The organism is Paenibacillus qinlingensis, assembly GCF_013204845.1.
In the GTDB taxonomy this organism is placed as follows: Bacteria; Bacillota; Bacilli; order Paenibacillales; family NBRC-103111; genus Paenibacillus_E; species Paenibacillus_E qinlingensis.
In genome coordinates this window covers 39,066-65,447 of record NZ_JABMKY010000026.1, presented here as the reverse complement: position 1 = coordinate 65,447, position 26,382 = coordinate 39,066, and the positions used below count along the sequence as shown (strand labels likewise).

At 45.2% G+C, this 26,382-nt stretch carries 16 protein-coding genes; 15 read left to right on the top strand and 1 reads right to left on the bottom strand.

Annotated elements, in window-relative coordinates:
- The first annotated feature begins 74 nt into the window (after positions 1–74).
- From HQN88_RS30975 to HQN88_RS30905, 15 genes are all read left to right on the top strand, one after another.
- A complete protein-coding gene (locus HQN88_RS30975) occupies positions 75–989 on the top strand; it encodes an ABC transporter permease (RefSeq protein WP_173119564.1) in 915 nt (304 codons plus the stop codon).
- A 13-nt stretch (positions 990–1,002) separates the two neighbouring features.
- Positions 1,003–1,878: a carbohydrate ABC transporter permease gene (locus tag HQN88_RS30970; protein WP_173119562.1), complete on the top strand. Its 876-nt coding sequence runs from the start codon at positions 1,003–1,005 to the stop codon at positions 1,876–1,878.
- Between the two features lie 81 nt (positions 1,879–1,959).
- Positions 1,960–4,275, top strand: coding sequence for a helix-turn-helix domain-containing protein (locus HQN88_RS30965; protein ID WP_173119560.1), 2,316 nt, complete (start codon positions 1,960–1,962; stop codon positions 4,273–4,275).
- Positions 4,276–4,447: 172 nt separating this feature from the next.
- Positions 4,448–6,805: a xanthine dehydrogenase family protein molybdopterin-binding subunit gene (locus HQN88_RS30960; RefSeq protein ID WP_173119558.1), complete on the top strand. Its 2,358-nt coding sequence runs from the start codon at positions 4,448–4,450 to the stop codon at positions 6,803–6,805.
- Complete coding sequence (locus HQN88_RS30955; RefSeq protein WP_173119556.1) at positions 6,792–7,631, top strand: FAD binding domain-containing protein; 840 nt, start codon at positions 6,792–6,794, stop codon at positions 7,629–7,631. Before HQN88_RS30960 ends, HQN88_RS30955 begins: the two co-directional genes overlap by 14 nt.
- A gap of 2 nt (positions 7,632–7,633) precedes the next feature.
- Positions 7,634–8,125, top strand: a complete 492-nt coding sequence (locus HQN88_RS30950) for a (2Fe-2S)-binding protein (RefSeq protein WP_173119554.1) — start codon at positions 7,634–7,636, stop codon at positions 8,123–8,125.
- A 281-nt stretch (positions 8,126–8,406) separates the two neighbouring features.
- Positions 8,407–11,247 (top strand): S-layer homology domain-containing protein, encoded by a 2,841-nt coding sequence (locus tag HQN88_RS30945; protein ID WP_173119552.1) that lies wholly within the window; start codon positions 8,407–8,409, stop codon positions 11,245–11,247.
- A 181-nt stretch (positions 11,248–11,428) separates the two neighbouring features.
- Positions 11,429–14,536: an ATP-binding protein gene (locus HQN88_RS30940; protein ID WP_173119550.1), complete on the top strand. Its 3,108-nt coding sequence runs from the start codon at positions 11,429–11,431 to the stop codon at positions 14,534–14,536.
- Positions 14,537–14,539: 3 nt separating this feature from the next.
- Positions 14,540–15,637, top strand: a complete 1,098-nt coding sequence (locus HQN88_RS30935; protein WP_173119548.1) for a BTAD domain-containing putative transcriptional regulator — start codon at positions 14,540–14,542, stop codon at positions 15,635–15,637.
- A gap of 123 nt (positions 15,638–15,760) precedes the next feature.
- A complete protein-coding gene (gene glgB, locus HQN88_RS30930) occupies positions 15,761–17,665 on the top strand; it encodes a 1,4-alpha-glucan branching protein GlgB (RefSeq protein ID WP_173119546.1) in 1,905 nt (634 codons plus the stop codon).
- A 7-nt stretch (positions 17,666–17,672) separates the two neighbouring features.
- The gene (locus HQN88_RS30925; protein WP_274319303.1) at positions 17,673–18,854 is read left to right on the top strand and encodes a glucose-1-phosphate adenylyltransferase; all 1,182 of its coding nucleotides are present in this window, start codon (positions 17,673–17,675) and stop codon (positions 18,852–18,854) included.
- Between the two features lie 23 nt (positions 18,855–18,877).
- Positions 18,878–20,014: a glucose-1-phosphate adenylyltransferase subunit GlgD gene (gene glgD / locus HQN88_RS30920; protein WP_173119544.1), complete on the top strand. Its 1,137-nt coding sequence runs from the start codon at positions 18,878–18,880 to the stop codon at positions 20,012–20,014.
- 23 nt (positions 20,015–20,037) lie between these two features.
- Complete coding sequence (locus HQN88_RS30915) at positions 20,038–20,853, top strand: PPK2 family polyphosphate kinase (protein ID WP_173119542.1); 816 nt, start codon at positions 20,038–20,040, stop codon at positions 20,851–20,853.
- A 30-nt stretch (positions 20,854–20,883) separates the two neighbouring features.
- Positions 20,884–21,426 carry a DUF1003 domain-containing protein gene (locus HQN88_RS30910; protein ID WP_216855890.1) on the top strand — a complete coding sequence of 181 codons (543 nt, stop codon included), beginning with the start codon at positions 20,884–20,886 and terminating at the stop codon, positions 21,424–21,426.
- Between the two features lie 296 nt (positions 21,427–21,722).
- Complete coding sequence (locus tag HQN88_RS30905) at positions 21,723–23,999, top strand: FAD-dependent oxidoreductase (RefSeq protein WP_173119540.1); 2,277 nt, start codon at positions 21,723–21,725, stop codon at positions 23,997–23,999.
- Positions 24,000–24,046: 47 nt separating this feature from the next.
- Here the strand turns inward: HQN88_RS30905 and HQN88_RS30900 are convergent, their stop codons facing one another.
- Complete coding sequence (locus tag HQN88_RS30900; RefSeq protein WP_173119538.1) at positions 24,047–26,287, bottom strand: helix-turn-helix domain-containing protein; 2,241 nt, start codon at positions 26,285–26,287, stop codon at positions 24,047–24,049.
- Positions 26,288–26,382 lie beyond the last annotated feature (95 nt).

Below are 26,382 nucleotides of genomic sequence, written 5' to 3'. Positions count from 1 at the left end.
AAACTAATCGATAGGGGGGAAGCGTACTCCCCCTTTTAGCGGTTTGGTTGAACCGGTGGGAAGGGAAGATCGTAATGTACTACATGCGTAGACTTACCAGCGACATTAGCAAAAATAAAGTAATTTACCTAATGGTTTTGCCTGTTGTGCTTTTCTATGTCATATTTAAATATTTTCCGATGTATGGTGCTGTAATTGCTTTCAAGGATTTCACACCAATGAAAGGGATTTTGGGAAGTCAATGGGTAGGTCTTAAAAATTTCCATGACTTTTTCACGAGTTTTTATTTTTGGCGGGTGCTCCGAAACACGTTTCTAATCAGCTTTTACCATCTGTTCTTTGGATTTCCAGCACCGATCCTATTGGCTATACTTCTAAACGAAGTCAGACAAGCCGTTTTTAAACGTCTGGTTCAAACGGTTTCCTACCTTCCTCATTTTATCTCGCTCGTGGTCATATGCGGACTCATCATTGATTTCACTAACCGCGGTGGAATTATTCAGAGTATCGTCGCATATTTTGGCGGCGAGCAGGGATCTTTATTAGGGAGTGCCAGAAATTTTAGATCCGTTTATGTTACTTCATCAATTTGGCAAGAAATAGGTTGGTCTTCCATTATTTATCTAGCTGCTTTAAGCGGGATAAACCCTGAGTTGTATGAAGCGGCAAAAGTAGACGGAGCCGGTCGGTTTCGGCAGATTTTTAACATAACCCTTCCAAGTCTAATTCCAACGATCATGATTCTGCTTATTCTTCGGATTGGCGGGATGATGGAAGTCGGATTCGAAAAAATCATCTTATTATATAACCCGAATACTTACGAAACGGCCGACGTTATTTCGTCATTTGTATACAGAATGGGCTTATCTTCTGGAAACGATTACAGCTATACAACAGCAGTGGGACTATTCGAATCTGCTATTAATTTCGTACTCATTATCAGTGCAAATTGGCTGTCTCGTCGTTACTCTGGGAACCGGTTATGGTAGGAGGAACTCATATATGAAACGTACTGTGGCAGATCGCGTGTTTGATACGATGAACGGGTTGTTTCTACTCCTATTAGTCGTTGCAACCTTATATCCGTTTTATTATGTCATAATGGCCTCCATTAGCGATTCAAGTTTACTCCTTCAACATGAAGGGTTGCTTTTGGCGCCGCTAGGTTTAAACTTTGATGCCTTTGGAATGGTGTTGAAAAATCCGAACATTCTGTCCGGATATCAAAATACACTCATTATTTTGTTAGCTGGAACCTCTGTGAATATAGTCTTAACTTCGATTGGTGCTTATGCGCTTTCACGTAAATTTTTACTTCGCAAAGGCATCATGATTGGCATAATTTTCACGATGTTTTTCAGTGGGGGCTTGATCCCAACCTATTTGCTCATTAACAATACGCTGCATATGGGAAATAACTATTTGGCGCTTATTATTCCAGGTGCAATCAGCACTTGGAACCTAATTATCATGCGAACATCGTTCGAAGCGATTCCAGAAAGTTTGTTGGAATCAGCGCGGATTGATGGCGCCGGCGAATTTCGAATTTTTTCTCAAGTCATTATTCCGCTGTCTATGCCGATTATTGCTGTTATGTTGTTATATTACGGCGTTGCTCACTGGAATTCATGGTTTAACGCGATGCTATTCATGCATAAACGCGAAATGTTTCCTTTGCAGTTAATTCTAAGAGAAATTTTAGTGCAAAATAGTACAGACTCAATGATGACTGGAACTGTTTCCATTGATAGAGAGGCAATTGGGGAAAGCATCAAATACGCGACGATTGTGGTCGCAACATTGCCTATTCTACTCATATATCCGTTCTTGCAGAAATATTTCGTCAAAGGCGTAATGGTTGGCGCGATCAAAGAATAACCGGAATTGTAATTGATTGGAGGTAACGCCGGAAGGATGATATACTATTTTGATTAATCAGGTTAGAGAAGGTGGTTCATCTTGAAGCGTAGCGTATTTATGTTCTGGCTTTACTCCAACTTGTTAATTTTATTGATTCCGATTGCGATAGCGATGGTTGTTTTGTTCCAATCGCAGAGCATGCTGTTTGACGAGGTAGAGAAGTCAAATACGACGCTTTTAGGACAAATACAGCAGTCTATTGATAATCAAGTAAAAGATATTAGACGACTTGGATTGCAAATTTCACTCGATCCGAAGTTACTTAAATTCATCTATACAGGTGACTCTCTTTCAACTGAAGCTCGTTTGAATGCACGTGATCTCATCGAATTGCTTCATTCTTATGCGACATCAAATGGTACGATTGCTGATCTATATGTTTATCGAAAAGATGCGGAATTGGGCATCACAAGCACAACGCTAAATCAAGCTGATATTTTGTACTCCCAGCAACATAGCGGGATCGGGCTTTCATATAACGATTGGAAATCATTGATGAAAGAAATTTATCCAGGCAACTTCATAAACATTAATCGGAATCCGGATGTGAATGCCAGTTCACTTGTTTTCATTCAGTCACTTCCCGTTCAAGACTTATATAACGCTCCGGTAACGCTGGTTGTGCAACTTAATCAGGACAGATTTAAAAAGGCAATAAAAGGGGTAAACCCTGCTAATATGCAGCAATTGTATATTTTTAATCATAAAGGCGAGCTAGTCATGTCAACGGGTAAGTCGGATGAATGGAAAGAATTAAATTTCGCTAATATTTCCGGGAATGAGGGCGGGTTTAAACAAAAGATAAAAGGAGAGGATGTGTCCGTCTCTTATTTGACCTCGGATGAAACGGATTGGACATACGTCGTATCCGTTCCAACCAGTCTATATTCCGCGAAAGTGGCGAAGTTGAACCGATTAATGATAGCTGGGCTGTTATTATGCATCGGATTAGGCGGTTTCATGGCATATTGGCTAACACGCCGCAACTACAGGCCGATTCGCAATTTGGTTGATCTTGTATCCAATCAGGTCAAAGACAATTTGAAGACAGCGAATGATGAATATTCGATCTTACGCTCTTTCATGAGGGAAAGTGCGGCAGATCGGGATGAAGCGAATCGTACGATTCAAAGCCAGCAGCAAGCACTTCGTAATCATTTTTTGGCCCGGCTGCTCAAAGGCAGGATCGAGACTGGATCAGCTTTAGCGCTTGCTTTTGAATCGTATGATATGCAATTCGAGACGGATCGATTTGCTGCGCTGCTGTTTCATATCGGCGATTTCCAACGACTTTTCCGGATTAACGAGAAGGTTGATATCGAAAAGAAGCTGGAATTGGTTTATTTAATTGTGACGAATATCGTCGGCGAGCTCGTAAATCGCAAGCATAAGGCTTACTTTACTGAAATTGACGGTATGGTGGCCTGCCTTGTCGGGATCGGAAGCAGTCATCAGGATGCTAAAAAGGATCTCATCGAAGCAGCTGAAGCGGCTCAAAAGTTTATTAAGGATAAGTTTTTAATTGGTCTTTCGGTGGGCATCAGTGATATACATCTGTTCTTGGAAGGGATTCCGCGTTGTTATGATGAAGCGGTTCAAGCTTTGGAACATAAGCTGATTATTGGCTCGGATCAAATTATTCCTTACGATTTAATTAAACAGCCGAAGAACGAACTGTATTACCCACTGGAAACGGAGCGACAGTTGATAAATTTCATAGCATCTGGCGATTATGAGGGTGCAACACAGGTGATAAGTCGGATTATTGGCGTCAATGTATCGGACGGAACACTGTCGGTTAAGCTCGGCAAGCTGCTCATGTTTGAGGTAATTGGTACCATGTTAAAGGCGGTTGAACAAATTCAGCTCAGCTCGAAAGAGTTAGCCATTGAAAAGTCCGAAGTGATCGGGATATTGACGGAATGTGAAACGATCGCCGAGATGGAGAATAAGATCTACGTATTTCTACAAATGGTGTGTGATTACATTAGCTCTAAGAAAAAAAGTCATAATACGGAACTGATCGATCGAATCGTTTCCTATATTCAAGGAAATCTAGAAGATTATAATATCAGTTTAACGAGCGTTTCATTAAGATTTGAGGTCAATTCATCTTACTTGTCCAAATTTTTCAAAGAACAAACAGGTGAGAATTTCGTTGATTTTATCAATAAGCAGCGTGTCGAGCAGTCCAAGCAACTGTTGAAGGAGTTTGACATGACGGTGAACGATATAGGCGTTAAAGTCGGATTTACAAATAGTAACACGTTTATTCGTGCTTTTAAGAGGTATGAAGGCATCACACCAGGACAGTACCGTCAGAACGAATTCATCCCTAAGGGAAGTATTTCCTAAGATAGAACAGGAGATATCTATCGGCAAGTACCACATGGGGATTTGAGTGGAATTCACATCGTGTAGGAGGCCCAAAGCAAGCACAAGGAAAGACTCCGCTATGGGGTCTTTTTTTGTTGAGCAGCCGTTAAGTAGCAAGTATAGGACAACCTTTTTCCATATAAGATGTACAATGGCCTTGGAAAAGGGGGAGGAAAGCTTGACCGTCATTGGCAAAGCAATTCCGCGAGTTGAATCGAAAGATAAAGTGACAGGCGTTGCTCGATATACGAATGATACGCAGTCACCTGGTCACTTGCATGGCTGGTTGGTGACAAGTCCCCACGCTCATGCCCGGATTGAATATATTGATTACTCTGCTGCGCTCGAGGTAACTGGCGTCCATGCGGTTGTCACGGGAGCAGATCACTCCGTGCTTGTCGGCAGTGTGCTCGCCGATCGGCCGCCGCTAGCCAGAGGTAAGGTGCGATATTACGGCGAGCCCTATGCAGTCGTCGTGGCGGATAACGAGCACATTGCCAAGGAAGCAGCGAGGTTGATTCGAACCGGCTTCGAGCCGCTCCCAGTCGTTAATTCGCCCAGCAGGGCGCTTCAGACCGGAGCACCCTTAATTCATGAGAACATAGCGAGCTATCCCAAGTTAAGTGCGGTTCATCCTGTGCCAGGGACCAATATCGGAAATCACGTCAAGATACGAAAAGGTGACATGCAAGCTGGCTGGGCGTTAAGCGAAGTGACCGTTGAGGAAAGTTACGCTTTCAATACGTCGGATCATTGCGCGATGGAACCGCGCTGCGCCATTGTAGAGGTCAAGCCAGATGGTACGGTAGAAATTGAGACGTCGACGCAGGACCCTTTCACGATGAAAAGATTTTTTCAGCGCTTCTTTGGAATTGACCAATCTAAAGTCATCGTTCGTGTACCGCTTGTCGGGGGTGCATTCGGAGGAAAAGGATCTGTACAACTTGAATACATCGGTTATTTGGCTTCGCTCGCCTGCGGCGGTCGCCCGGTCAAGCTGAACAATACCCGCGAGACCGACATGATCGGTTCGCCAAGCCATATCGGATTGGAGGCGCGAGTAAAGCTTGGTGCTACTCGTGACGGGCTGTTAACTGCGGCAGAAATCACGCTTCTTTTTGATAATGGCGGTTATACGGATGAAGGCGCTGTCGTAACGGAATCTGCGGCTGTGGATTGTACAGGGCCATATCGCATTGAGCATGTTCATTGTGACGCACTAAGCATGTATACGAACCACCCCTATGCAACCGCATTTCGAGGGTTTGGTCATACCGAAGTGCTTTATTGTACAGAACGAGCGATGGATAAGCTGGCGAAGAAGCTGCATATGGATCCTTTAGAACTAAGGGACCTTAATGCCATTCAGCCTGGGGACACGACGCCAACGCAAACGCTATTGAACCGAAGCAGCGTTGGAGATTTAAGGCAATGCATTCGCAAGTTGAAAGAGCTGATGCAGGGGGATGATGTACTGCGAGTGCAGCAAGATCCCTTTAAGGTCAGAGCCACTGGTTTCTCGTGCATTTGGAAAGTGTCCGGTTCAATGATTGATACCGGATCAGGAGCTACCATTACGTTCAATCATGACGGATCGCTGAACTTGAGTGTTGGTTCGATCGAGCTAGGTCAAGGGAATAGAACTGTTATGGCACAGCTCGCAGCAGAGAGAATGAATATGCCGGTTCATCAGGTTCATATTAAACTTGATGTTGATACTCAAATCACGCCGGAGCATTGGAAGACGGTTGCAAGCAGCAGCACGATGATGGTCGGTCGGGCCGTGCTTGATGCAGCGGAGGATGCGATCTCACAGTTAAAGCATAATGCTTCTATTGTGATGAAGAGACCCCCGGAGGAACTTGAGGTTGGCGGTGGGAACGTGTATGTGAAAAATCAGCCGAATATTTCATTGGAGATACGAACACTCGTTAGCGGGTATATGTACCCGGATGGCAGTGCTTCAGGCAATCTGGTAATCGGCCGTGGAAGATATCGCGTGCATCATCAGAAGGCGTTGGACCCGAATACGGGCAAGGGCATTCCCGGCCAACAGTGGACGGTAAGCGCACAAGCGGTTGTCGTCGAATTCGATACACGGGAGTGCACGTACCGGATCTTGAAGGCAGCGTCCGTCATCGATGCCGGTAAAGTGATCAATGCAGGGACTGCGCATGGGCAAGTCGTTGGTGGGATGAATATGGGGCTAAGCTTTGCGACCCGTGAAGCGTTCCTTTTCAACCAAGCAGGCGTTGTGTTGAATCATCAGTTACGAACTTATAAAATAAACCGGTTCGGCGATCAACCTGAATATTTGGTTGAGTTTGTTGAGACGCCATTTGTCGATGGCCCTTACGGTGCCCGAGGCGTAGCAGAGAATGGAACAATCGGCATGCCTGGCGCAGTGGCAAATGCACTCTCGATCGCCGCAGGGGTTGAACTCAATCAGTTGCCGCTTACACCCGAGTACATCTGGCGTGCAAGGGGGGCTGCCCATGATTTCTTTTGACTTCGAGTATGAATTACCAGCTACGATTGAGGAAGCCATTCAAGCGTTTCAGCGCGCCGACTTGCTAGGGCTGGATCCGATCTATTACTCCGGAGGTACGGAAATAATAACGATGGCACGGTTAAATCAGCTTCGAACGGGGGCGATGATCGATGTAAAGGCCATTCCAGAATCCAATGTGCTCATGCATAAAGATGGACAATGGATCGTCGGAGCAGCCCGGACGCTTACAGAGCTCGCCGATGACAATTCGTTTCCGCTGCTCACCGAGACAGTTCTACATTTAGCTGATCAGACGAACCGCAATAAGATAACCATTGGTGGCCATCTCTGCGGGAAGTTGTTTTATCGGGAGGCATTGTTGCCCTTCTTACTCACCGACAGTCAAGTTGTTCTTGCGAGTCCCAAAGGTGTGAGGCAGGCATCGATCCATACCGTCTTTAACGGGGGACTACGTTTGGAGAAAGGTGAAATGCTGATCCAAATCATCACTGATCAGAGGTATCTGGATCAACTCACCTTCACAGTGAAGCGTACTAAGATAGCGTACATCGATTATCCAATTGTTCGTATTTGCGCAATGAAAACAGGAGGTTGGATGCGGTTCGCCTTCGCTGGTGTAAGCGCAGTGCCGTTTCGCTCACATCAAATCGATGAGCGGCTGAACGATCATTCGCTTCGTCCTGAAATGCGGATCGATCAGGCTATTCGAAGCTGGCCGCTACCAGTGCTAAACGATATGCTCGCTTCAGCCGACTATCGCAGATTCGTGCTTCATAATACCTTATCGGATACATTAGCCGCACTGGAACGAAGGGGAGGTTGACGATGCAAGCACGTGGTAGCGGAAAAAGAGAAGTCGAGCTTACGGTTAACGGAAGAAAACACCAGGTGACCATTCGTTCAGCAGATACGCTGCTGCGCGTGCTGCGCGAAGGTCTTGGACTAACCGGGGCTAAGGCCGGATGCGAGAATGGAGATTGCGGCGCATGTACTGTGCTGGTTGGTGGCGTGCCAATTAAGTCCTGTTTCATGCTTGCTGTTGAAGCTCCTGGACGCAAGGTTACTACGATTGAAGGCTTAGGTGGAAAGACGGCCGTGCAGCAAGCTTTTATTGAAACGTTTGCTTTTCAATGCGGATTTTGTACACCAGGGTTTATTATGGTTTGCCATGCTCTTCTGCAATCGAAGCCAGATGCCGAAGAAGATGAGATTCGTGGCTGGTTGCAGTCGAATCTTTGCCGCTGCACCAGCTATGAAGAGATCTCGGAAGCGGTCCAAGTTGCAAAGGTGAAAAACAGGTTGAAAGGTGACAACTGAATGATAGGGGCGCCGGACTTCACTTCATTGATGGAGCTGGGTATATTTACTTTTGTGTTGGGGAGGCGCTAGCTAAATAAAATGAGCAGATGCCAGGGCACCTGCTCATTTTTAATGGGAAAACCCCGATTCCATCTTGTTCATTTTTTGTTTATCGGACATTTGTATACTATTCTCGATTACTGTCGAAAAGTATTTGCACAAAGGACTTTAGACGCGGGTTTATAGTCATGCAACTACTTAGATTGAACGAAAATATAACAAATGGGGAGAGAACAAGGATGACAACAATGAGACGGAACTCTTTTACCAGGACAATTGGCATGTTGCTGAGCTTTATGCTTACACTTGCTTTACTTGTACCTTATGGCGAAGGCGGTACTGCTTTTGCGCGACCAGCTCCAACAGCTCCAGCGTACACGGGGCCATTGACTTGGATGGATTATACGGCGAGGAGTGAAATGAGCGGAATTGGTCCAGTACCTTACTCCTTAGCATTTGATGGACAAGATAACTTATACGTGACCAAGTTCACCCCTATTGTCAGCAACGGTCCTGGGATCGCAAGCAAGGTTGAGATAATATCAAAGTACGATCAATCGGTCACGGATATTACTTATGATCTTGAGGGCACGTATACAGTGGGCATTGCCGTGGACTATAACGAAAACGTGTATGTGACAGATAATTCTACTGGAGGTAATTACGGTTCCAACGTTGCTCGAATTCTGCAGCTGCAGTCGGGTACGAGTTCTTGGACAGACATTACAAATGGCTTGACTCTACGCTATGCGATGGGTATTGCGGCAGATAGGCAAGGCAATGTGTATGTCGTTGACAGCGATAATACGAACAGCAGCGGTTCGATAGCGAAACCTAAAGTTTTCAAATTGGCAAGTGGACAGCACAGTTGGACGGATATTTCAGATGCTTCTTTTCCAAGCAGTGTTTCTTTTGATATTGTTGTTGATACCTTAGGCAACCTGTTTGTCACCTTTATTCCATATTCTGGTATTGGCAGCTCTTATGGAAGAGTATTTAAGTTGGAGCACGGGGAGTCCACTTGGTCGGACGTTACGCCAACAACAGAGCAGGGATCATTTCCATTCATTCCTTACGGGCTCTCTGTCGATCAATTTGATAACGTGTATGTCGTTAATATGATAAATGGGGGAATAAAGAAGCTAGGCAATAACGGTGGTTCTGATGATTGGACGGAGTTTGTGATTATGTCCGATCCGCTCAGCTATGTCAGCAATTTCGATGTTGCGGTAGATAGCCTTGGTTATATATACAGCACAAACTTGGTGCGGAGAAACGTCAATACCTTGATGGCTACGGTCATTTACAATGGCATGGGGAATACGTCAGGAACCGTTCCTACCGAGCAGCAACACGGATACAAACCGGACGAAACGGCTGTTGTAGCTGGCAAAGGCGATATGGAAAAAATCGATCACACCTTTTCGGGCTGGGATACTTCGTCAACTGCGACGACTGCTGTGTATGCTGCGGGGGATATAATCCCTATGACACAAAGCGTAACACTTTATGCAGTTTGGACGCCAATTCCTACGATTACCTTAACGGGTCTTCAGCTTGATAGCACTAATTACTCGCTTCTTAACGGCGATACGCATCAAACAGTAGTTACAGCGGTATATTCAGATACAAGCACGCTAGATGTTAGCTCTGGTACTGTGTACACGTCGAGTGACACCAATATCGCTACGGTGAACGAAGCAGGGCTGGTGACGGCGAAAGCCAGCGGACAGGCTGTCGTTACAGCCGAATATGAAGGCCAGCAGGCTCAAGCGACTGTAACAGTTTCGGCTAGACCAGATACAAGTGAAGCCTCTTCAGGAACGCCTACTAATCAGGGAATCGAAATCATTGTCGACGGCGTGAAGCAGGGTCAATTAGCGACTGCTAAGCAAGAAACGGTGGACGGTCGTAAAGTAACGACAGTAGAACTGGATAGCGGGAAAGTCAGTGAAAAACTGAACCGTGACAACAGCAAAATGCTGACGATACCAGTAAGTGGCGACAGTAAGGTCGTTGCGGGGCAGTTGGATGGCAGCTTGGTTAAGCTGTTGGAAACGCATGACGCACAAATCCAAATCGCTACCGACAGAGCAAGTTATACGCTTCCTGCCTCGCAAATCAACATCGAAGCTATTTCCGAGAAATTCGGAGCAGGCGTGAAATTGGAAGATCTAAAGATTAGTATCCAGATCTCCGAGGCATCCGATGACCACAAGGCACAAGCGCAAGCAACAACGCAAACCAACGGGTCTCAGTTGTTAGTGACGCCTGTTGACTTCGAAGTTGTCGTCTCTTACAAAGGGCAAACGGTTAAGTTAGACAACTTTAGCAACTACGTGGAGCGTACGATAACCATTCCGGATGGCGTTGACCCTAACCAAATAACGACTGCTGTCGTCGTTGAGCAGGATGGAACAATTCGCCATGTACCGACGAAAGTCGTTGTTAGCGGAGGTAAATATTACGCTCAAATCAACAGTTTGAGCAATAGCACTTATGCGGTCGTCTGGCATCCGCTTGCATTTGATGATGTCGCGAAGCATTGGGCGAAAGACGCAGTGAACAGCATGGGCTCGCGCATGATTATTGAAGGTGCGGGTAACGGCTTGTTTAACCCGGACAAGGACATTACCCGGGCAGAATTCGCGTCCATTCTCGTTCGCGGCTTGGGACTGAAACCGTCTGATGGAGCATCACCTTTCTCAGATGTGAAGGCACAGGACTGGTATAGCAATGCGGTGAGCACGGCTTATGGCTACGGTCTAGTTGCTGGTTTTGAGGACGGTTCGTTCCGTCCGAACGATAACGTTACTAGAGAGCAAGCGATGGTTATGATGGCCAAAGCGATGCAGATTACCGAGTTGACGAGCAAAACGAGCGGCGTGGAGACAATTCTTGCGCAATTCGCCGATGTGAATCAATTGTCATCTTGGGCACGTGAAGGTGTAGTCGATTGTATCGGCGCACAACTTGTATCGGGCAGAAATTCCGATATGCTTGCTCCGAAGGCTAACATGACCCGAGCGGAAGTTGCATCCATTGTGCAGCGTTTGCTTCAGAAATCAGAACTGATCTAAGCACCTGTTAGTTAAACAAAGAAACCGCTTCGTATTGAAGCGGTTTTATTTTCATTGTAAGGCGCGTGCCGAATAGGAATTCACGATGACAACAACGAAATAATTTATATTGTTAAGTAACTGTTCAGGAAGGAGGAGGAGAACGATTCGAAACGAGAGAATATCTTGGCTTGCAAGGGTCTTGCTTGTCGCTGTTATCGGATTGATCGGTTTTTCGCTCGTCCCTCTTTCTGGGAAGTTCGGAGGGGGCCAGCAGCAAAACCAGCGGATCGTACAGCATGGGGTCTTAGATCTTGAGGGGTGGAATCCCGACGACGATCCAGTTATTCCGTTGGATGGCGAGTGGGAGTTCTACTGGAATCAGTTACTAACGCCAGCTGATTTCCAACAGCCTTCGAAATTGCCTGATTCTAGAGGCGTTTCCTATATGAAAGTCCCATCCCCGTGGAACGGAAAGCTGATTAATGGCGTCGAGCTGCCGGTTTATGGAGCAGCGACGTACAGGATGGTGTTAACGGGGCTCTCCTATTCTGGAGAGTTGGCATTGAAGAAAACGAATATTCGTTTTGCCAGCGAGATTTATGTAAATGGACGCAAGCTGCTGGCCGATGGGCAAACGTCAGGAGACATCAAATCGAGCTATCGCTCGGGTAACAGCCCTCAGCTTGGTGTTTTTTCCGCAAACCAAGGGCGCATCGAGATTATCGTGCAAGCGGCTAACTACGATTATGTAAATTCAGGTATCGTCGATTCGTTGCGCTTTGGGTCAGCCGACGCATTGATCGCAGAACGGCAGTTAGCGCTCAGTAAGGATTTTTTCGTACTAGGTATTCTAGGTACGCTGACGCTAATTTATTTGATCTGTTACGTGGCTGCCTCCGCTTATCGCATTAGAGACAATTCGCTTTTGTTATTGGCTTCAATCTGTCTAATGTTCGGGTTGTATCATGGACTAATGGGAGAGCGATCGCTGTTCTTTTTGGTGGAGGGCAGATTATCTTTCGAAGTCCTTTATAAAATTAAGGATTTCGTTTCGGTTTCCGGTTGTTTGGCATTAGCGCTTTTTTTCCATCATTTGCATCGAAGCAAGCTGTCATTACGGATTACACAAGTGGTTTCGTTCGCGTTAATTGTATTTATGCTCCTTATTCCAATACTATCCATACCGGCGTATACGCCAATTCAATACTATATTGTGCTTCTGTATCAAATCGTTCAAATTTGGAATTTTCTCGTATCCGCACAATTGTTTGTCCGAGGCGAGAGAGGGATAAGGTTTAAATTATTGATGCTGTGCATGGCTGTGCTGATGATTAATATGTATTCGCTGGACGTTATTTTTTTCGCAATAGGGATTCATAGTAGTGCCTCGCTGGCTCAGTTTTGCATTATTATTTTTAATGTCGTGATGGTACCTGTTGTTGTACTGCGCTTTTTTGAAGCTTACCAGACGGTGGACAGGATGAAGGACCAGCTATTGCGACTCGATAAAATCAAAGACGACTTTCTGTCGCATACGTCCCATGAATTACGTACACCGCTCAATGCAATTGTACATATTTCCCAGTCATTGGTTAAAGGAGTGGAAGGGAAGCTTACTGACACCCAGTCTCGCAACATGACCATCGTGGTTGACAGCGGCAGAAGGCTGATGATGCTCGTAAACGAATTACTCGATTACTCAAAGCTCAAACACGGTGATTTGGCGTTACAACGAAGTGCAGTCGATGTGAAATCGTATGTCGAATCGGTTATTCAGATTCACGGCTTTTTGCTGGAGGGTAGAAGTACGAAGCTCATCAACAGTGTGCCGGATCATTTACCTCTCGCTTATGCGGATGGTAATCGCCTCATTCAAATTTTGCACAATTTAATCGGTAATGCGATTAAGTTTTCTAATCAAGGGACCGTCGAAGTGAGCACCGAAATCCGGGGAGAATGGATGGAAGTGCGAGTGAGCGATACAGGAATTGGGATCACTGGTAATATGCATGAAAGGATTTTTCTGGATTTCGAGCAAGGCGGAGTGACTGATTACGGCGGCACCGGGCTCGGGCTCAGTATTACGAAGCGTCTGGTGGAGCTGCATGGCGGACAAATCGAAGTTGATTCAGAGCCGGGTAGAGGGGCAACATTCCGATTCACATTGCCGCTCGCAGGACAAAATCTCGAACCGATTAACGACGGAAGGATAACTGATTCAGTCGGACTGCCACTTTCTGGAACGGTCAATACGCACCCTACGGAGTATCCGCTTTATGTTGCGGGGAAAGAAAAGGAACCCATCTTGCTGGTGGATGACGACTTTGCAAATATGCAAAGTATGATGAACATGTTCAAACTGGATGGGCGAACATTCATTGTTGTCGACAGAGGTCAACTGGCCTTGGAAACGTTGTTCAGTCAACCAGATATTTCCCTTGTCGTGCTGGATCTCATCATGTCGGACATGTCGGGTTACGAAGTACTTGCGAGGATTAGGGAAAGATTCTCGCCGTTCGAGCTGCCAGTTCTCGTGCTGACGGCCCGCAACAGCAGTGAGGATATTCGGATCGCGTTGGAAAATGGAGCGAACGATGTTGTTGCGAAGCCGTTCGAATCTGAGGAACTGATGGCGCGCGTACGTAATTTGAGCGAGCTGAAATCTTCCGTCAAGCTGGCCAGAAATGCAGAGATCGCTTTTCTACGTTCGCAGATAAAACCTCATTTTCTATATAACGCACTTACGGCGATTGCGGAATTGTGTTTAATTGATGCCGAGCAGGCGGAGCAACTAACGCTTCGATTATCGAGCTATTTGAGAAGCAGCTTTGATTTCAAGCACCTCGAAGCGTTAACTACGCTGGAGAACGAGTTGGAACTCGTCAAATCTTATGTAGCCATTGAACAGGCGAGATTTGGCGCGAGGCTGAAGGTCGAATATGTCTTGGATGCGAATCTTGGGGTAATGATCCCCCCTCTCGTCATTCAGCCAATTGTGGAGAATGCGATTCGACACGGCGTCATGTCCCGTTCGAAAGGTGGGACGGTCAAATTGACCGTCATTGAAGGGGGACAAGGTGATGTATTAATACGTATTGAAGACAACGGCTGCGGCATGAACGAACATCATCTGAAGTCCATCATGAAACCGGATACGGCGGTCGGAGGCATTGGATTATGGAACATTAGCCAGCGCCTGCGATTGTTGTATGGCACGACATTGCGCATCATCAGCCGGGAAGGCGAAGGTACGAGCGTCGAGATGGAATTGTCGACAAGCCAAATTTTGGAAAGAGGTGAGACGTAACGTATGCTGCGATTAATGATCGTAGACGACGAGGAAATGGCGATAAGAAGATTGAAGCGCTTGTTGTCGGAAATCGGTGGAATCGGGAGTATCGAGACATTCTTAGATCCCCAAGAAGGATATGAGTATGCCCAAGAGCATGACGTTGATGTCGCCTTTCTCGATATCTCCATGCCTGATATTAACGGAATGAGATTGTCAGCATTGCTATCGGAAATGCGGCGAAATATCGATATTGTCTTAGTGACGGGTTCCGATGAGTACGCGGTTAGGGCCTATGCGATTAATGTGCTGGACTATATCGTAAAGCCTGTTACGTCGGAGAGACTGGCCGTCACCATGGAGAAGATTCACCGAGTTCGTCGGCAGGATGATCCTGTCCCGAGCCTGGACGTGCAACTGTTCGATGGTTTGAAAATTATACGCCGTACGAACGAAGGGAAGAAAGAAACGATTCGATTGCGAACTCCGAAAACAGAGGAATTGTTTGCTTTCCTGGCTTGCAAAAGAACGGTCGCCAGGGAGGAAGTGACAGAAACGTTGTGGCAGAATCTAGCCCCGGACAACGCATTGAAGAATTTGAATTCGACGCTGTATGCGATTCGGAAAGCGGTCGGATACGACCGATCTGGCGGCGGCATTATAACGACGGGAAACGAGATACGCTTAGAATCCGACGACCTAAGGTGCGATCTATATGAGTTCGAGCGACTGATTAAGGAACTTAGACGAGCGCCTGATGAGAGCGCAATTATGTTGGAACAGGCGGAGGCGTTATATAAGGGACCGCTGTTAAAAGGAAGGTCCTATGAGTGGGCCATCGAAATCAGCCGCTCGTTAGAGCAGCAGTACATTGATTTGTTGGAGCTGACCGCGGGGCATCATCGGATGCATGATCGCCCGAATCAAACGCTTCATTACTACAGTGAAATGCTGAAGATTGATGCCATGAGAGAAGACATTCATTACAAAATGATGCGGTTGTATGCAGAACTGGGCCGGAAACATGAAGCGATGAGGCAATATCATGAATTGGAGCAACTACTGCAGCGAGAGCTTGGAACGTCGCCAGATATGCGACTGGAAGATGTGATTTCATAATACAAACACGAGCCAAAATGGCATCGTGTTTTTTTGTGCGTACAAGAAGTTATCCGTTTGCTGTTTCAATCCACTCGGATGTGTGTAATTAGGATTAAATTAAACACACGGGGAGGAAGCGGCATGACATTGATCGCCTCGAAATCAAACACGGATGATTTCTATTTGCTGCATGAGGGCACACAGTATCAAAGCTATCAATTTCTTGGAGCTCATTTGGAAGAACGCGAGGGCTGCAAAGGAGTCAACTTCGCTGTGTGGGCACCGAATGCCAAGCAGGTGAACGTATCCGGCAGCTTTAACGGTTGGGATGGTACACATCATGCGATGACCATGCAGGAAGGTATTTGGACGCTGTTCATACCCGAGCTGGAAGAAGGCACTTTATACAAATATGAAATCGTTACGCTGGACGGAGATCGTTATTTGAAGGCGGATCCCTATGCGTTTCATACGGAGGTTCGACCAGAAACCGCTTCCATTATTGCTTCGCTTGAAAATTATGAATGGCAGGATGAAGATTGGTTGGAGAACAACACGTCGAATCAACACTTGCAGCAGCCGCTTCTCATCTATGAGGTACATTTGGGTAGTTGGAGGCGCAAGGAGGATGGCGGATTTTATAGTTATGTGGAATTAGCAGATGAACTAGTCGATTACGTTCACGACCGGGGGTATACGCATATTGAGCTCATGCCTTTAGCCGAACATCCACTAGACTCATCGTGGGGATATCAAGTAACCAGTTACTATTCGGTAACAAGCCGATTTGGATCACCGAAAGACTTTATGTACTTTGTTGATCGTTGTCATCAAAAGGGAATCGGCGTAATTATGGATTGGGTCCCTGCTCATTTTTGCAGGGATGCGCATGGCTTATCTCGATTTGATGGCTCCCCCCTCTATGAATACGCGGATAGTCGCAAAGGTGAGAATCCGACATGGGGGACGTATATTTTCGATTATGGTAAGCCGGAAGTCGTTAGCTTTTTAATTTCGAATGCTCTCTTTTGGATGGATATGTATCACGTGGATGGATTAAGAGTCGATGCTGTCTATAGTCTGTTAACGTTGAATTTTAATCGGCCAGAAGAGGAATACATTCAGAACGAATATGGTGGAGAGGAGAATCTGGAAGGAATTGCTTTCTTACAGAAATTAAATGCAGTCGTATTTTCCAGATATCCGAATGTGCTCATGATTGCAGAAGACTCCAGCGCTTATCCGGGTGTCACCACATCGGTTGAGCATGGCGGACTAGGATTTAATTATAAATGGAATTTAGCCTTTACTTGGGATACGTTGGAATTTATGAAGAAAAATCAAAACGAACGAAGTGGACAGGAAGATCGGTTAACTCGCTCACTGCTGGGGACAACGGAAGAGAATTATGTCTTGCCTTATTCTCATGACGAAATGGATTATCCGAAAAAATCCTTGGTAGGTAAAATGTCGGGAGAAGATAATTGGCAGCGTTTTGCTAATCTGCGTGTGCTTTATACGTATATGATGGGACATCCGGGTAAAAAGCTGCTTTTTATGGGCACTGAATTCGGTCAAATGGACGATTGGAATGCTGAGGATTCCTTGGCATGGGGATTGCTTAAGAATGAAGAGCATCAGCAGTTTGCGGAATTTGTGAAACAGATGAACCATTTTTACATAGATGAAAAAGCATTGTGGGAACTTGATTTTGAGTCGGATGGCTTTACCTCATTAGTTGCAGATGATAAAGAAGATAGTCTGGTAACGCTGTTGCGAAAATCGAAGACCAACCATGAACAGCTTATTATAATTAGCAACTTCAAGCTTGAAGCGCATGAGGGATATCGCCTTGGGGTTATGGAGCCTGGGCGCTATCAGGAGGTTTTTAACAGCGATAAGTTGGAATTTGGTGGTTCAGGAATAACCAATGACAATAGTTTGGAAACTGAGGAATGGTCTTGTCAGGGTTATCCTCAAAGTATTTCAGTTCATATACCGCCACTTGCAGCGGTTATCCTCAAATATATGCCTACGGAAGGATGAGATTATTGTGAAGAAACAGGAATGCGTAGCTATGCTTTTAGCAGGTGGTGAGGGCAGTAGACTGAGTCCGTTGACGAAAAATATTGCGAAGCCAGCTGTCCATTTTGGTGGAAAATATAGAATTATTGACTTTTCTTTGAGCAATTGCCACCATTCTGGCATTGACACAGTAGGCGTGTTGACGCAGTACAAACCTGCTGTTCTGCATGCTCATATTGGAACAGGAGAAGCGTGGGGGATGAAGAGTGATAGAGGGGGGATCTCTCTATTTGAAAGACAAGTTGGCGCGCCTAATGCGTATTCGGGGACGGCTGATGCGATATATCAGAATTTGGATTTCCTCCGGGAACAGAATCCAAGCTATGTCTTAATTATTTCTAGTGATCATATCTACAGCATGGATTACCGCGCGATGATCGAGCATCACAAGGCTTCTGGTGCGGATGTTACCATATCCGTGACCCCTGTGAAATGGGAGGAAGCGAGTCGGTTTGGGATCATGAGCACCGATGAAAACCACCGGGTCACAGCTTTTGAAGAGAAACCACTGAAGCCGGATAGTAATCTCGCTTCCATGGGAGTGTATTTGTTCAATTGGGATGTTCTTCGATCATCGTTGGAACAAGATGCGAAAGATCAGGCTTCGGACCATGATTTTGGGCACAATATCATTCCGGGACTACTAGCTGGAGGTGCCCATTTATCAGCGTATCCGTTCGAGGGATATTGGAAAGATGTAGGCACGATTCATAGCCTGTGGGAATCCCATATGGATTTACTGGGATATACGCCTAAGTTGCAATTGGAACAGGAAACGTGGCCTGTATTGACCAAAACTAAGAATCTATTGAAGAGTCACGTTGCTTTGACGGCCAGAGTCAATAATGCGGTTATCGGTGATGGGGCGACGATCTTCGGAAATGTCAGCCATTCCGTGATATTTGATAACGTAAGGGTTGGGGAAAATAGCAGAATACTTAATAGTGTCATCATGCCAGGTGTGCAAATTGGTAAGAATGTGCTCATAAGTAACGCTATTATAGGAGAAGGCGCTATCATTAAAGATGGAGCTGTTGTAGGTCAGGTAGACGGCTTTGAGATCACAACCATTGCTGAGAGAACAACGGTAAGACGTCAATATCCAGCGGTTATTCCGGCCAAGCTGACCAATCAGGTGTACTTTGGGTAGTCCAAGCTAAGGAGGAGTGTACGATGAAGGATGTTCTTGGGATGATCAATTTGATGAATGAACAAGATGACTTATCTACACTTACACGCAATCGATGTGTAGGTGCCGTGCCTTTTGCAGGGCGTTATCGGATGGTCGACTTTGCGCTTTCCAATATGAGCAATTCGGGGATTCAGAAGGTTATGCTTTTGGCGAATAGCAAAGCGGACTCCCTCCTCGAACACGTGGGTGATGGGCATCATTGGGGCTTAAATACGACTACTGAAGGCGGCGTAACGGTTCTCCCTCCTTACCAATTCGCCAAGGATATGCGTGGGGATCTATTTCATCTGTACAGTCATATTGATTACTTGAAAAATTGCACGGAAACATATATTCTGCTTGCACCTAGCAGTGTCATTTACCATATGAATTTTGAAAATATGGTCGATTATCATCTGAACAATGATGCTGATATTACCATTCTCTATAAGCATTTAACGGAGATGGATCGTCATGCGCATATTGGTCATGCTTATAACCTAGAAATGAATGATCAGGGCAGAGTCATACGTGTTGCGCCAACTTACCATGCGTTACCAAGCTTGAAACCGCAAAATATCGATTTGGACACGATGGTGATGAAACGGAGTTTGCTCATTGAGTTAATCGAGCAAAGTATGAGGCTGGGTAGTGAAAGATATTTAAAAGAAGTCATCTGGAGCCACTTAGGCGATATTCATGTTCAAGGCTATGCTAATCATGGGTATGTGGCTATTATGGATTCAGTAGATAGTTACTATGCTCATAGTATGCATCTCCTGCAACCACATGGCTGGCGTGAATTCATGATTAACCATGATTCCGTCTATACTAGGCAAGAGGAGGAACTGGAAACGGCTTGTCATGATCAAGCCTTAATTCGAAACTCATTCATTGCACCTGGCTGCAGCATTGAAGGCTATGTGGAAAATAGCATTCTGTTTCCAGGCGTGAAGGTGAATCGAGGCGTTAGCATCAAAAATAGTATCGTAATGCATCAGTGCGCGATCGAAGCGAACGCCTATTTGGATTATGTCATTTTGGACAAACAAGTGGTGGTGGAACAAGGAGCTATTTTGCGCGGCGAGTTCGCCCACCCCATCGTGGCAGAAAAAATGGGTGATTTCACCACCACATGACAACACGGTAGAGGAGGTCAAGTATGCCAAACAACGATTTTCGATGTGAACCAGGTAAAAAAGTGCATTTATCGGAATTAGATCCAAACGATACTAATGCTCATCATGAAAGAGATGATATCGAGCCGAATATGGCACGTTTAAGGGAACGATTGGAAGCTCTTCAAAATATGCTTTACGCAGAAAAGAAGCGGTCCGTTTTGTTCGTCATTCAAGGTATGGATTGCAGTGGAAAAGATGGTGTCGTGAAACATGCGCTCGGAAGCCTGCATCCGCAAGGATTCCAAGCAACAAGTTTCCGAACGCCAACAGAAGAAGAGGCATCCCATGATTTTCTATGGCGTGCACATAAGGCAACACCTGCCAAAGGCATGATCGGAGCGTTCATTCGGTCTTACTATGAAGATGTACTGATTACCCGAGTACATCGATCAATTGACGATTCGGAAGCCAAACAACGGTTCAAACATATCAAACATTTTGAGAAATTACTGGAGAGCAGTGGTGTAAAGATAGTAAAGATTTTCTTGCATATTTCGCCGGATTTCCAACTGGCCAAGCTTAGAAATCGACTCAAGGATCCAACAAAGCGTTGGAAATTCGATAAGAATGACCTGGTTGAACGTGAATCTTGGGACGAGTATCAAGCGGCTTATCAAGATGTAATTAAACAATGCAGTTCGGAGTCGGCACCTTGGTATATTGTCCCTGCTAACCATCGCTGGTATCGGGATTGGGCAGTTCTGCAAATTGCCGTGTCCGCGTTAGAAAGCATGGAATTAACTTATCCGGAATCCGACAAGGAGTTTGATGATAAGCTACTCGCTACATTGCAGTAGGAAAGGCTTTAGGGAAGAAGGGACAAGGAGATGGAAAAAGAGATAGGAAAAAAGAAGGAAGGGGCTCAAGCCGCAGGCGATGTCACTTCGGAAAAGTTGTTTCATGAATTAGATAATGATCCTAACTTTAAACTGGACAATGACCAATTAGAACGCATAGCCTCCATCGTAAATGCGTATAAAGGGAACATTAAGTCGCATTTAATTGAACAGCAGGAGAAGAAGAGTTCTTGGGCTGATCGGCTTGCTGATAACATTGCAACGTTCGGTGGAAGTTGGGCGTTCATCTTGCTTTTCAGCTTGTTCTTAGTCATTTGGATGTCGATTAATGTCATGAGCTTCGCCTTCGATAAACCCCCATTCATCTTGCTTAATCTTATCCTTTCTTGTATCTCTGCCTTCCAAGCTCCAGTCATTCTCATGAGTCAGAATCGACAAGCTTCCAAAGATAAGCAGGAGGCGATCCTTGACTTCGCCATTAATTATCATGCGGAGCAGGAAAATATGGAGATCAAGGTCCTGCTGGAAAGGTTGGATCAAAGGCTTAATAGAATTGAGCAACAGGGGCGTTAGGTATTGGCTGAATACACGTATACATATGTATAGGAAGAGGAGGCTCCTTCGTGGAGCCTCTTTTGCTACTTTTTAATGAATATTTCATTGACCGTGACTTAACAACTGCGAAGGATGAAATCTATTGATTACCTTCTTTCTTGCGCTCGTTTTTACGTTTTCGTTGCTATCAGAACCAACATAAAACTGAGAACTATACATTTTAATAATGAAGGATTACAGTAACCCATATCAACGCTTAGCCTTTGAAGCATGTTGTGAGTTCAATTAGTAAATGAGTAATAGGAGGGATAAGGTTGCAACATAGAGATGAATCTTTTGATGTGATTGTATGTGGCGGTGGATTAGCTGGTATTTGTGCTGCAATCGCAGCAGCAAGACATGGTGCGCGTACCTGTATTGTGCAGGATCGACCTGTATTTGGAGGTAACAGTTCTTCTGAAATCCGCGTATTTCCACAGGGAGCGGCGAATTACAATGCTTATGCGCGAGAGACTGGCATTATTGCGGAATTGCTGATTGAAGAACGTGCGGTGAATCATGAGCCCAACAGCGAAAATGGCAGAACTAATAGCGTCTGGGATCTGATCTTATATGACAAAATTATAAGTACGCCTTATCTTTCTCATTATTTAAATACGTCCGTGTATGCATTGGAGATGGGTGATTCCAAGGAGATCAAGGCGATTCACGCAAGAATTGGAAACGCAGAGACTGAACTTACCCTACATGCGAATATATTTATTGACTGTACAGGGGATGGAATCTTGGCTGAACTATCTGGTTGTGAGTGGCGAATGGGTACAGAAGGACAAGAGGAATTCGGTGAACACCATGCGCCGCCAACAGCAAGCGCTGACGTGATGGGCAGCTCGATTCATTTTCGTGCCAAAGATATGGGAAAACCTGTACCTTTTCAAGCGCCAGCATGGGCCTTTCACTATGATAACCCCGATGTATTTTATAAGGGAGGCCGCGTTCCTCATGATCCAGAGGGCGGATTTTGGTGGATTGAGCTAGGTGTGCCCTGGAATACGATCACTGAAAATGAAACGATTCGGCATGAGTTAACGCGGCATGTGATGGGCATATGGGATTTTATGAAAAATAAGGATCCTGAACTGATGGAAAAGTCTAAGCATTATGCACTTGACTGGATTGGGCAAGTTCCAGGCAAACGTGAGAGCCGCCGAATTATGGGGCACTACCTCTTAACGGAAGCAGATCTTGTGAATCAGCCTGCATTTGAAGATGAAGTTGCTTTCGGAGGCTGGTATATTGATTTACATAAATCAGGTGGACTACTTGCCGAATATAGTGAGCAATCGGTCGCAGAGGGCGAGGATTCAGCCTATATGAAGAAGAGCTATATCGCTCCATACGGAATACCCCTAAGAAGTTTGATTGCCAAGGATGTATCCAATTTATTGATGGCAGGGCGTAATATTAGCGCATCGCATGTGGCATTGGGAAGCAGCCGTGTGATGGGGACGACCGCGTTGCTAGGTCAAGCGGCAGGGACGGCTGCTGCTGTTGCGCTTATCCAAGGGGAAAGCCTGTCAGCTTTGTCGGCAACTACGATAAAGGAGCTTAAACAAAGGCTGATAAGAGACGATTGTTTCTTACTGCATGAGTCCAATGCGGATCCGTTCGATCTGGCTAGAACGGCAACTCCTACGGCAAGTAGTGAGGCGAGACTTCGTCGAGTCGAACCGAAACAGGTAAGTAACGAGTGTCACACACTTGATGAGAGCGAGCATTTAAGTGAGAAACGAGGTCAGTGGATTGCCATAGGCACAGAGGAAGTGGAGGCTCTCTCCGTTTGTTTAAGCAATCCTACTGAACAGATACAGTGGGTCGAGGCTTCAATTGTAGCAGTCCAACACATTTGGGACTATGCAACGGATATTGAGCCTAAACTCGCTCAAACCAAACTTGCAGTTCCACCTGGCAGGCTTCAATGGATTCGCTGGGAAATGAATATGACACCGGGGCTTAAACAATCTGCAGGCTTTATCCGTTTAGACATCGCTGCCCATCCACATCTTTACTGGCATAAAGCTGCCAATATTGTACCAGGGATGGTAGCTGCATCGGATATGGACAATGGGCTTATGCGAAGGTATGAAAACGGTGAAACATTGGCTTTCCAAATTGAACCTGAACAAAGTAGCTATCCGCCAGAAAATGTTCTAAGCGGCGTTACACGGCCTTATAAGAGTACGAATCTCTGGCGTTCATCCCCTTCGGAATCGATGCCCCAGTGGATTGGATTAACGTGGCGCGAGGAGCAAGTAATCTCGCAGGTAGAAGTTACCTTCGCAGGTAATTTATTGCGCGATTATCGCTTTTACTCCCCATTTAACCAGGACCCGCAATGCGTGAAAGTTTATGAACTTCAAGCATGGATAGCAAATGGTTGGGCTACTTTGGACCGGGTGGATAATAATTACAATCGCAAACGAATTCATCGTCTCGCTCAAGCCGTTCATACAACACAGATAAGAGTCCTCATTCATGAGACCAATGGTGATCCCAGCGCGGCTGTTTATGAAGTCAGGGTGTATGAATAAAGTCCAAGGAGTCCTGTTATTTGCACGACTCCTTGGACTTTATTGGTCTATGGCTGTGTATGTTCATCACGATACTGGCTAGGCGTCATGCCAGTGCCTTTCTTAAAGGCAGTAAAGAAATGACTCTTGGACTGAAAGCCAGACTGGGAGGAGATTTCGGCAATCGACCATTTGGTTTTGAGCAGCAATTCTTTCACTTTCTCAATGCGTCGCTCGAGGATGAAATCAGAGATGGAGATATCATTTTGTTCTTTAAATATGACTCGAAGATAATTGACTGAAAAATTCACATGATTGGCGATATCATCAATGGTCAGCATGGCATCATGCAGATGATTAGATATATATTCTACAATTTCAGGGAAAATATCTTCCTTCTGTGTACGTCGATTGGACATTTGCTCAATTAGATTCATAAGTGTCTCTTCAACCCACAAATGTACTTCTTTCAAATTATTAAACTGATCCAACTGGTTGCGTATGCCCACCATACCCCCAGGCGTATTCAATTGTTTAAATGATTTCTGGAATACATACAGAAGTTGTATGAGCTGGAGCTTGCTTTCTTCAGCGGGTAAGTCTTGCAACTGATTGAACAAGTGCTGAAGCTGTCGTTGCAAGGCATCGGTATCTCGAATTCGAATGGATTGAATAAACGCTGTTATTTGCTCCGTATCCAACCCGTCGAATGAGGCCTTGATATACGTTTCTTTTCTGTCTTGTGGCGTATAGATGGCACTTTCTCCTGTAATAAAGGAGATTTCAGTTAATTCATACGTCATTCGATAGATATGATGGATATTTTCAGCTGAATCAATAGGGTCGCTAATTCCAATGGATATGGCGACTTTAATCCATTGCAGGACGTGATGTTTAGTGTCTACAAGGATAGCTAGGAGATCTGGTTCACTTAGCTTCTGCGTATCAGGAACAGAGAGCACAATGACGACATGATCGCTCCCAAGATCAGAGGTTTCTGCTTTTAACCCATACGTTCGAAGGACTTCTTCAATCACGTTCTGTATAGCAAATTTAAGTAATTTTCGGGACTGAAAGTTATACGTTTGACAGAAGGCCGTATAATCCTCGATGCGACAAACAGCTAAACGAATCGGCTTGTTTAACCGTATGGTGAGCTTCTGTTGAAGGTCTTCCCGTAAGGAGGGACCTACGGCATCGCTTAAGATCCACTGCCTTAGCAGTTCATCTTTGACGATGGAATCATTGTTTTTAAGTGAGCGATTTTGTTCTTCGATGCGGTGAACCAACGTATCAATCCCTAACTTGAATTCCGTGTGAAAGGAGGAAATGGAAAGTGTATTCTCTGGCAGTTTCAATCCTGTGGTATAAATACGAATTTTACCCAGAATCTCCGTTAAAGGTTTGTAATTTTGTTTAGATAAGAAATAAAGAACGACTAGCAATAGGGCGATCATGAGGAAAAAAGAGCCTAATACTTTGAAATTAAGTATCAATAGTTTATTTTTCCAGATACCCTGAGGGGATAACAGGAACAGTTGCCAGACTTCATCCGAGAAAGTAATGGACTGAACACCCCAATCTTGCCCGTCTGATCGCCATTGATTTCCTGCATGTATGATGTCACCTGCGTTAGATGCTCTAACATCTCCCATAAGCACGTTCTGGTCTTTATCAACCACGAACCACTTTCCTTCGAACTCATTATTGCTTAGCAGAAGATCCTCAGCGAGAAAAGTTTTATCTAGAATAATCATAAGGCGGCCATTTGGCGTTTGGTCGATGCCACCATTAGGAAGAGATAGTGTCAACTCCGTCTGCCCCATGAAGGTCACTTTAGAGAAATTAAGAGGTTGCATCGTTTGATTGACAACTTGCTGAAGCATGGCTTGATCGGGAAAGTTATCGAATGGGACCGGTCCGCTTTTTGCCGAGAAGACTTCACGAGAAGACAGATTGAATAAATACACATCCTGAATGAGCCTCTCTGTACTTAGAAATTCACCAATTTTCAAATCAACGAGATGATTCAAATAAGAATCCTTCGAGGTAGCCGTGAGCCAATAGCCAATATTCCGATCCTGATAGAGCTGAATAGAGCTTACTTTTAACTTTCGCAGCGTGATCTCCATCGTACTCTTAAAATGATTAAGTTTAACAGCCGTGCTTCCGTTTACTTCATTTATCGCATATTTCGAAATTTGATTGGTGAGGAAAAGCGAGTAAAGCAGAGCCATACCGACAAATACCAACCCGATGATAAAGAAAATACGCATGTACAATTCTTTGAAATGAATCCGTTTTAGCATCGCTGACAGCCTCCAAACAACTCTTCTGATATCTTGTGCGCTAGTTTCATTGTCTCAGCAGTCCTGTCAGAAAGCAATCATCGAGGCGGGTTTCA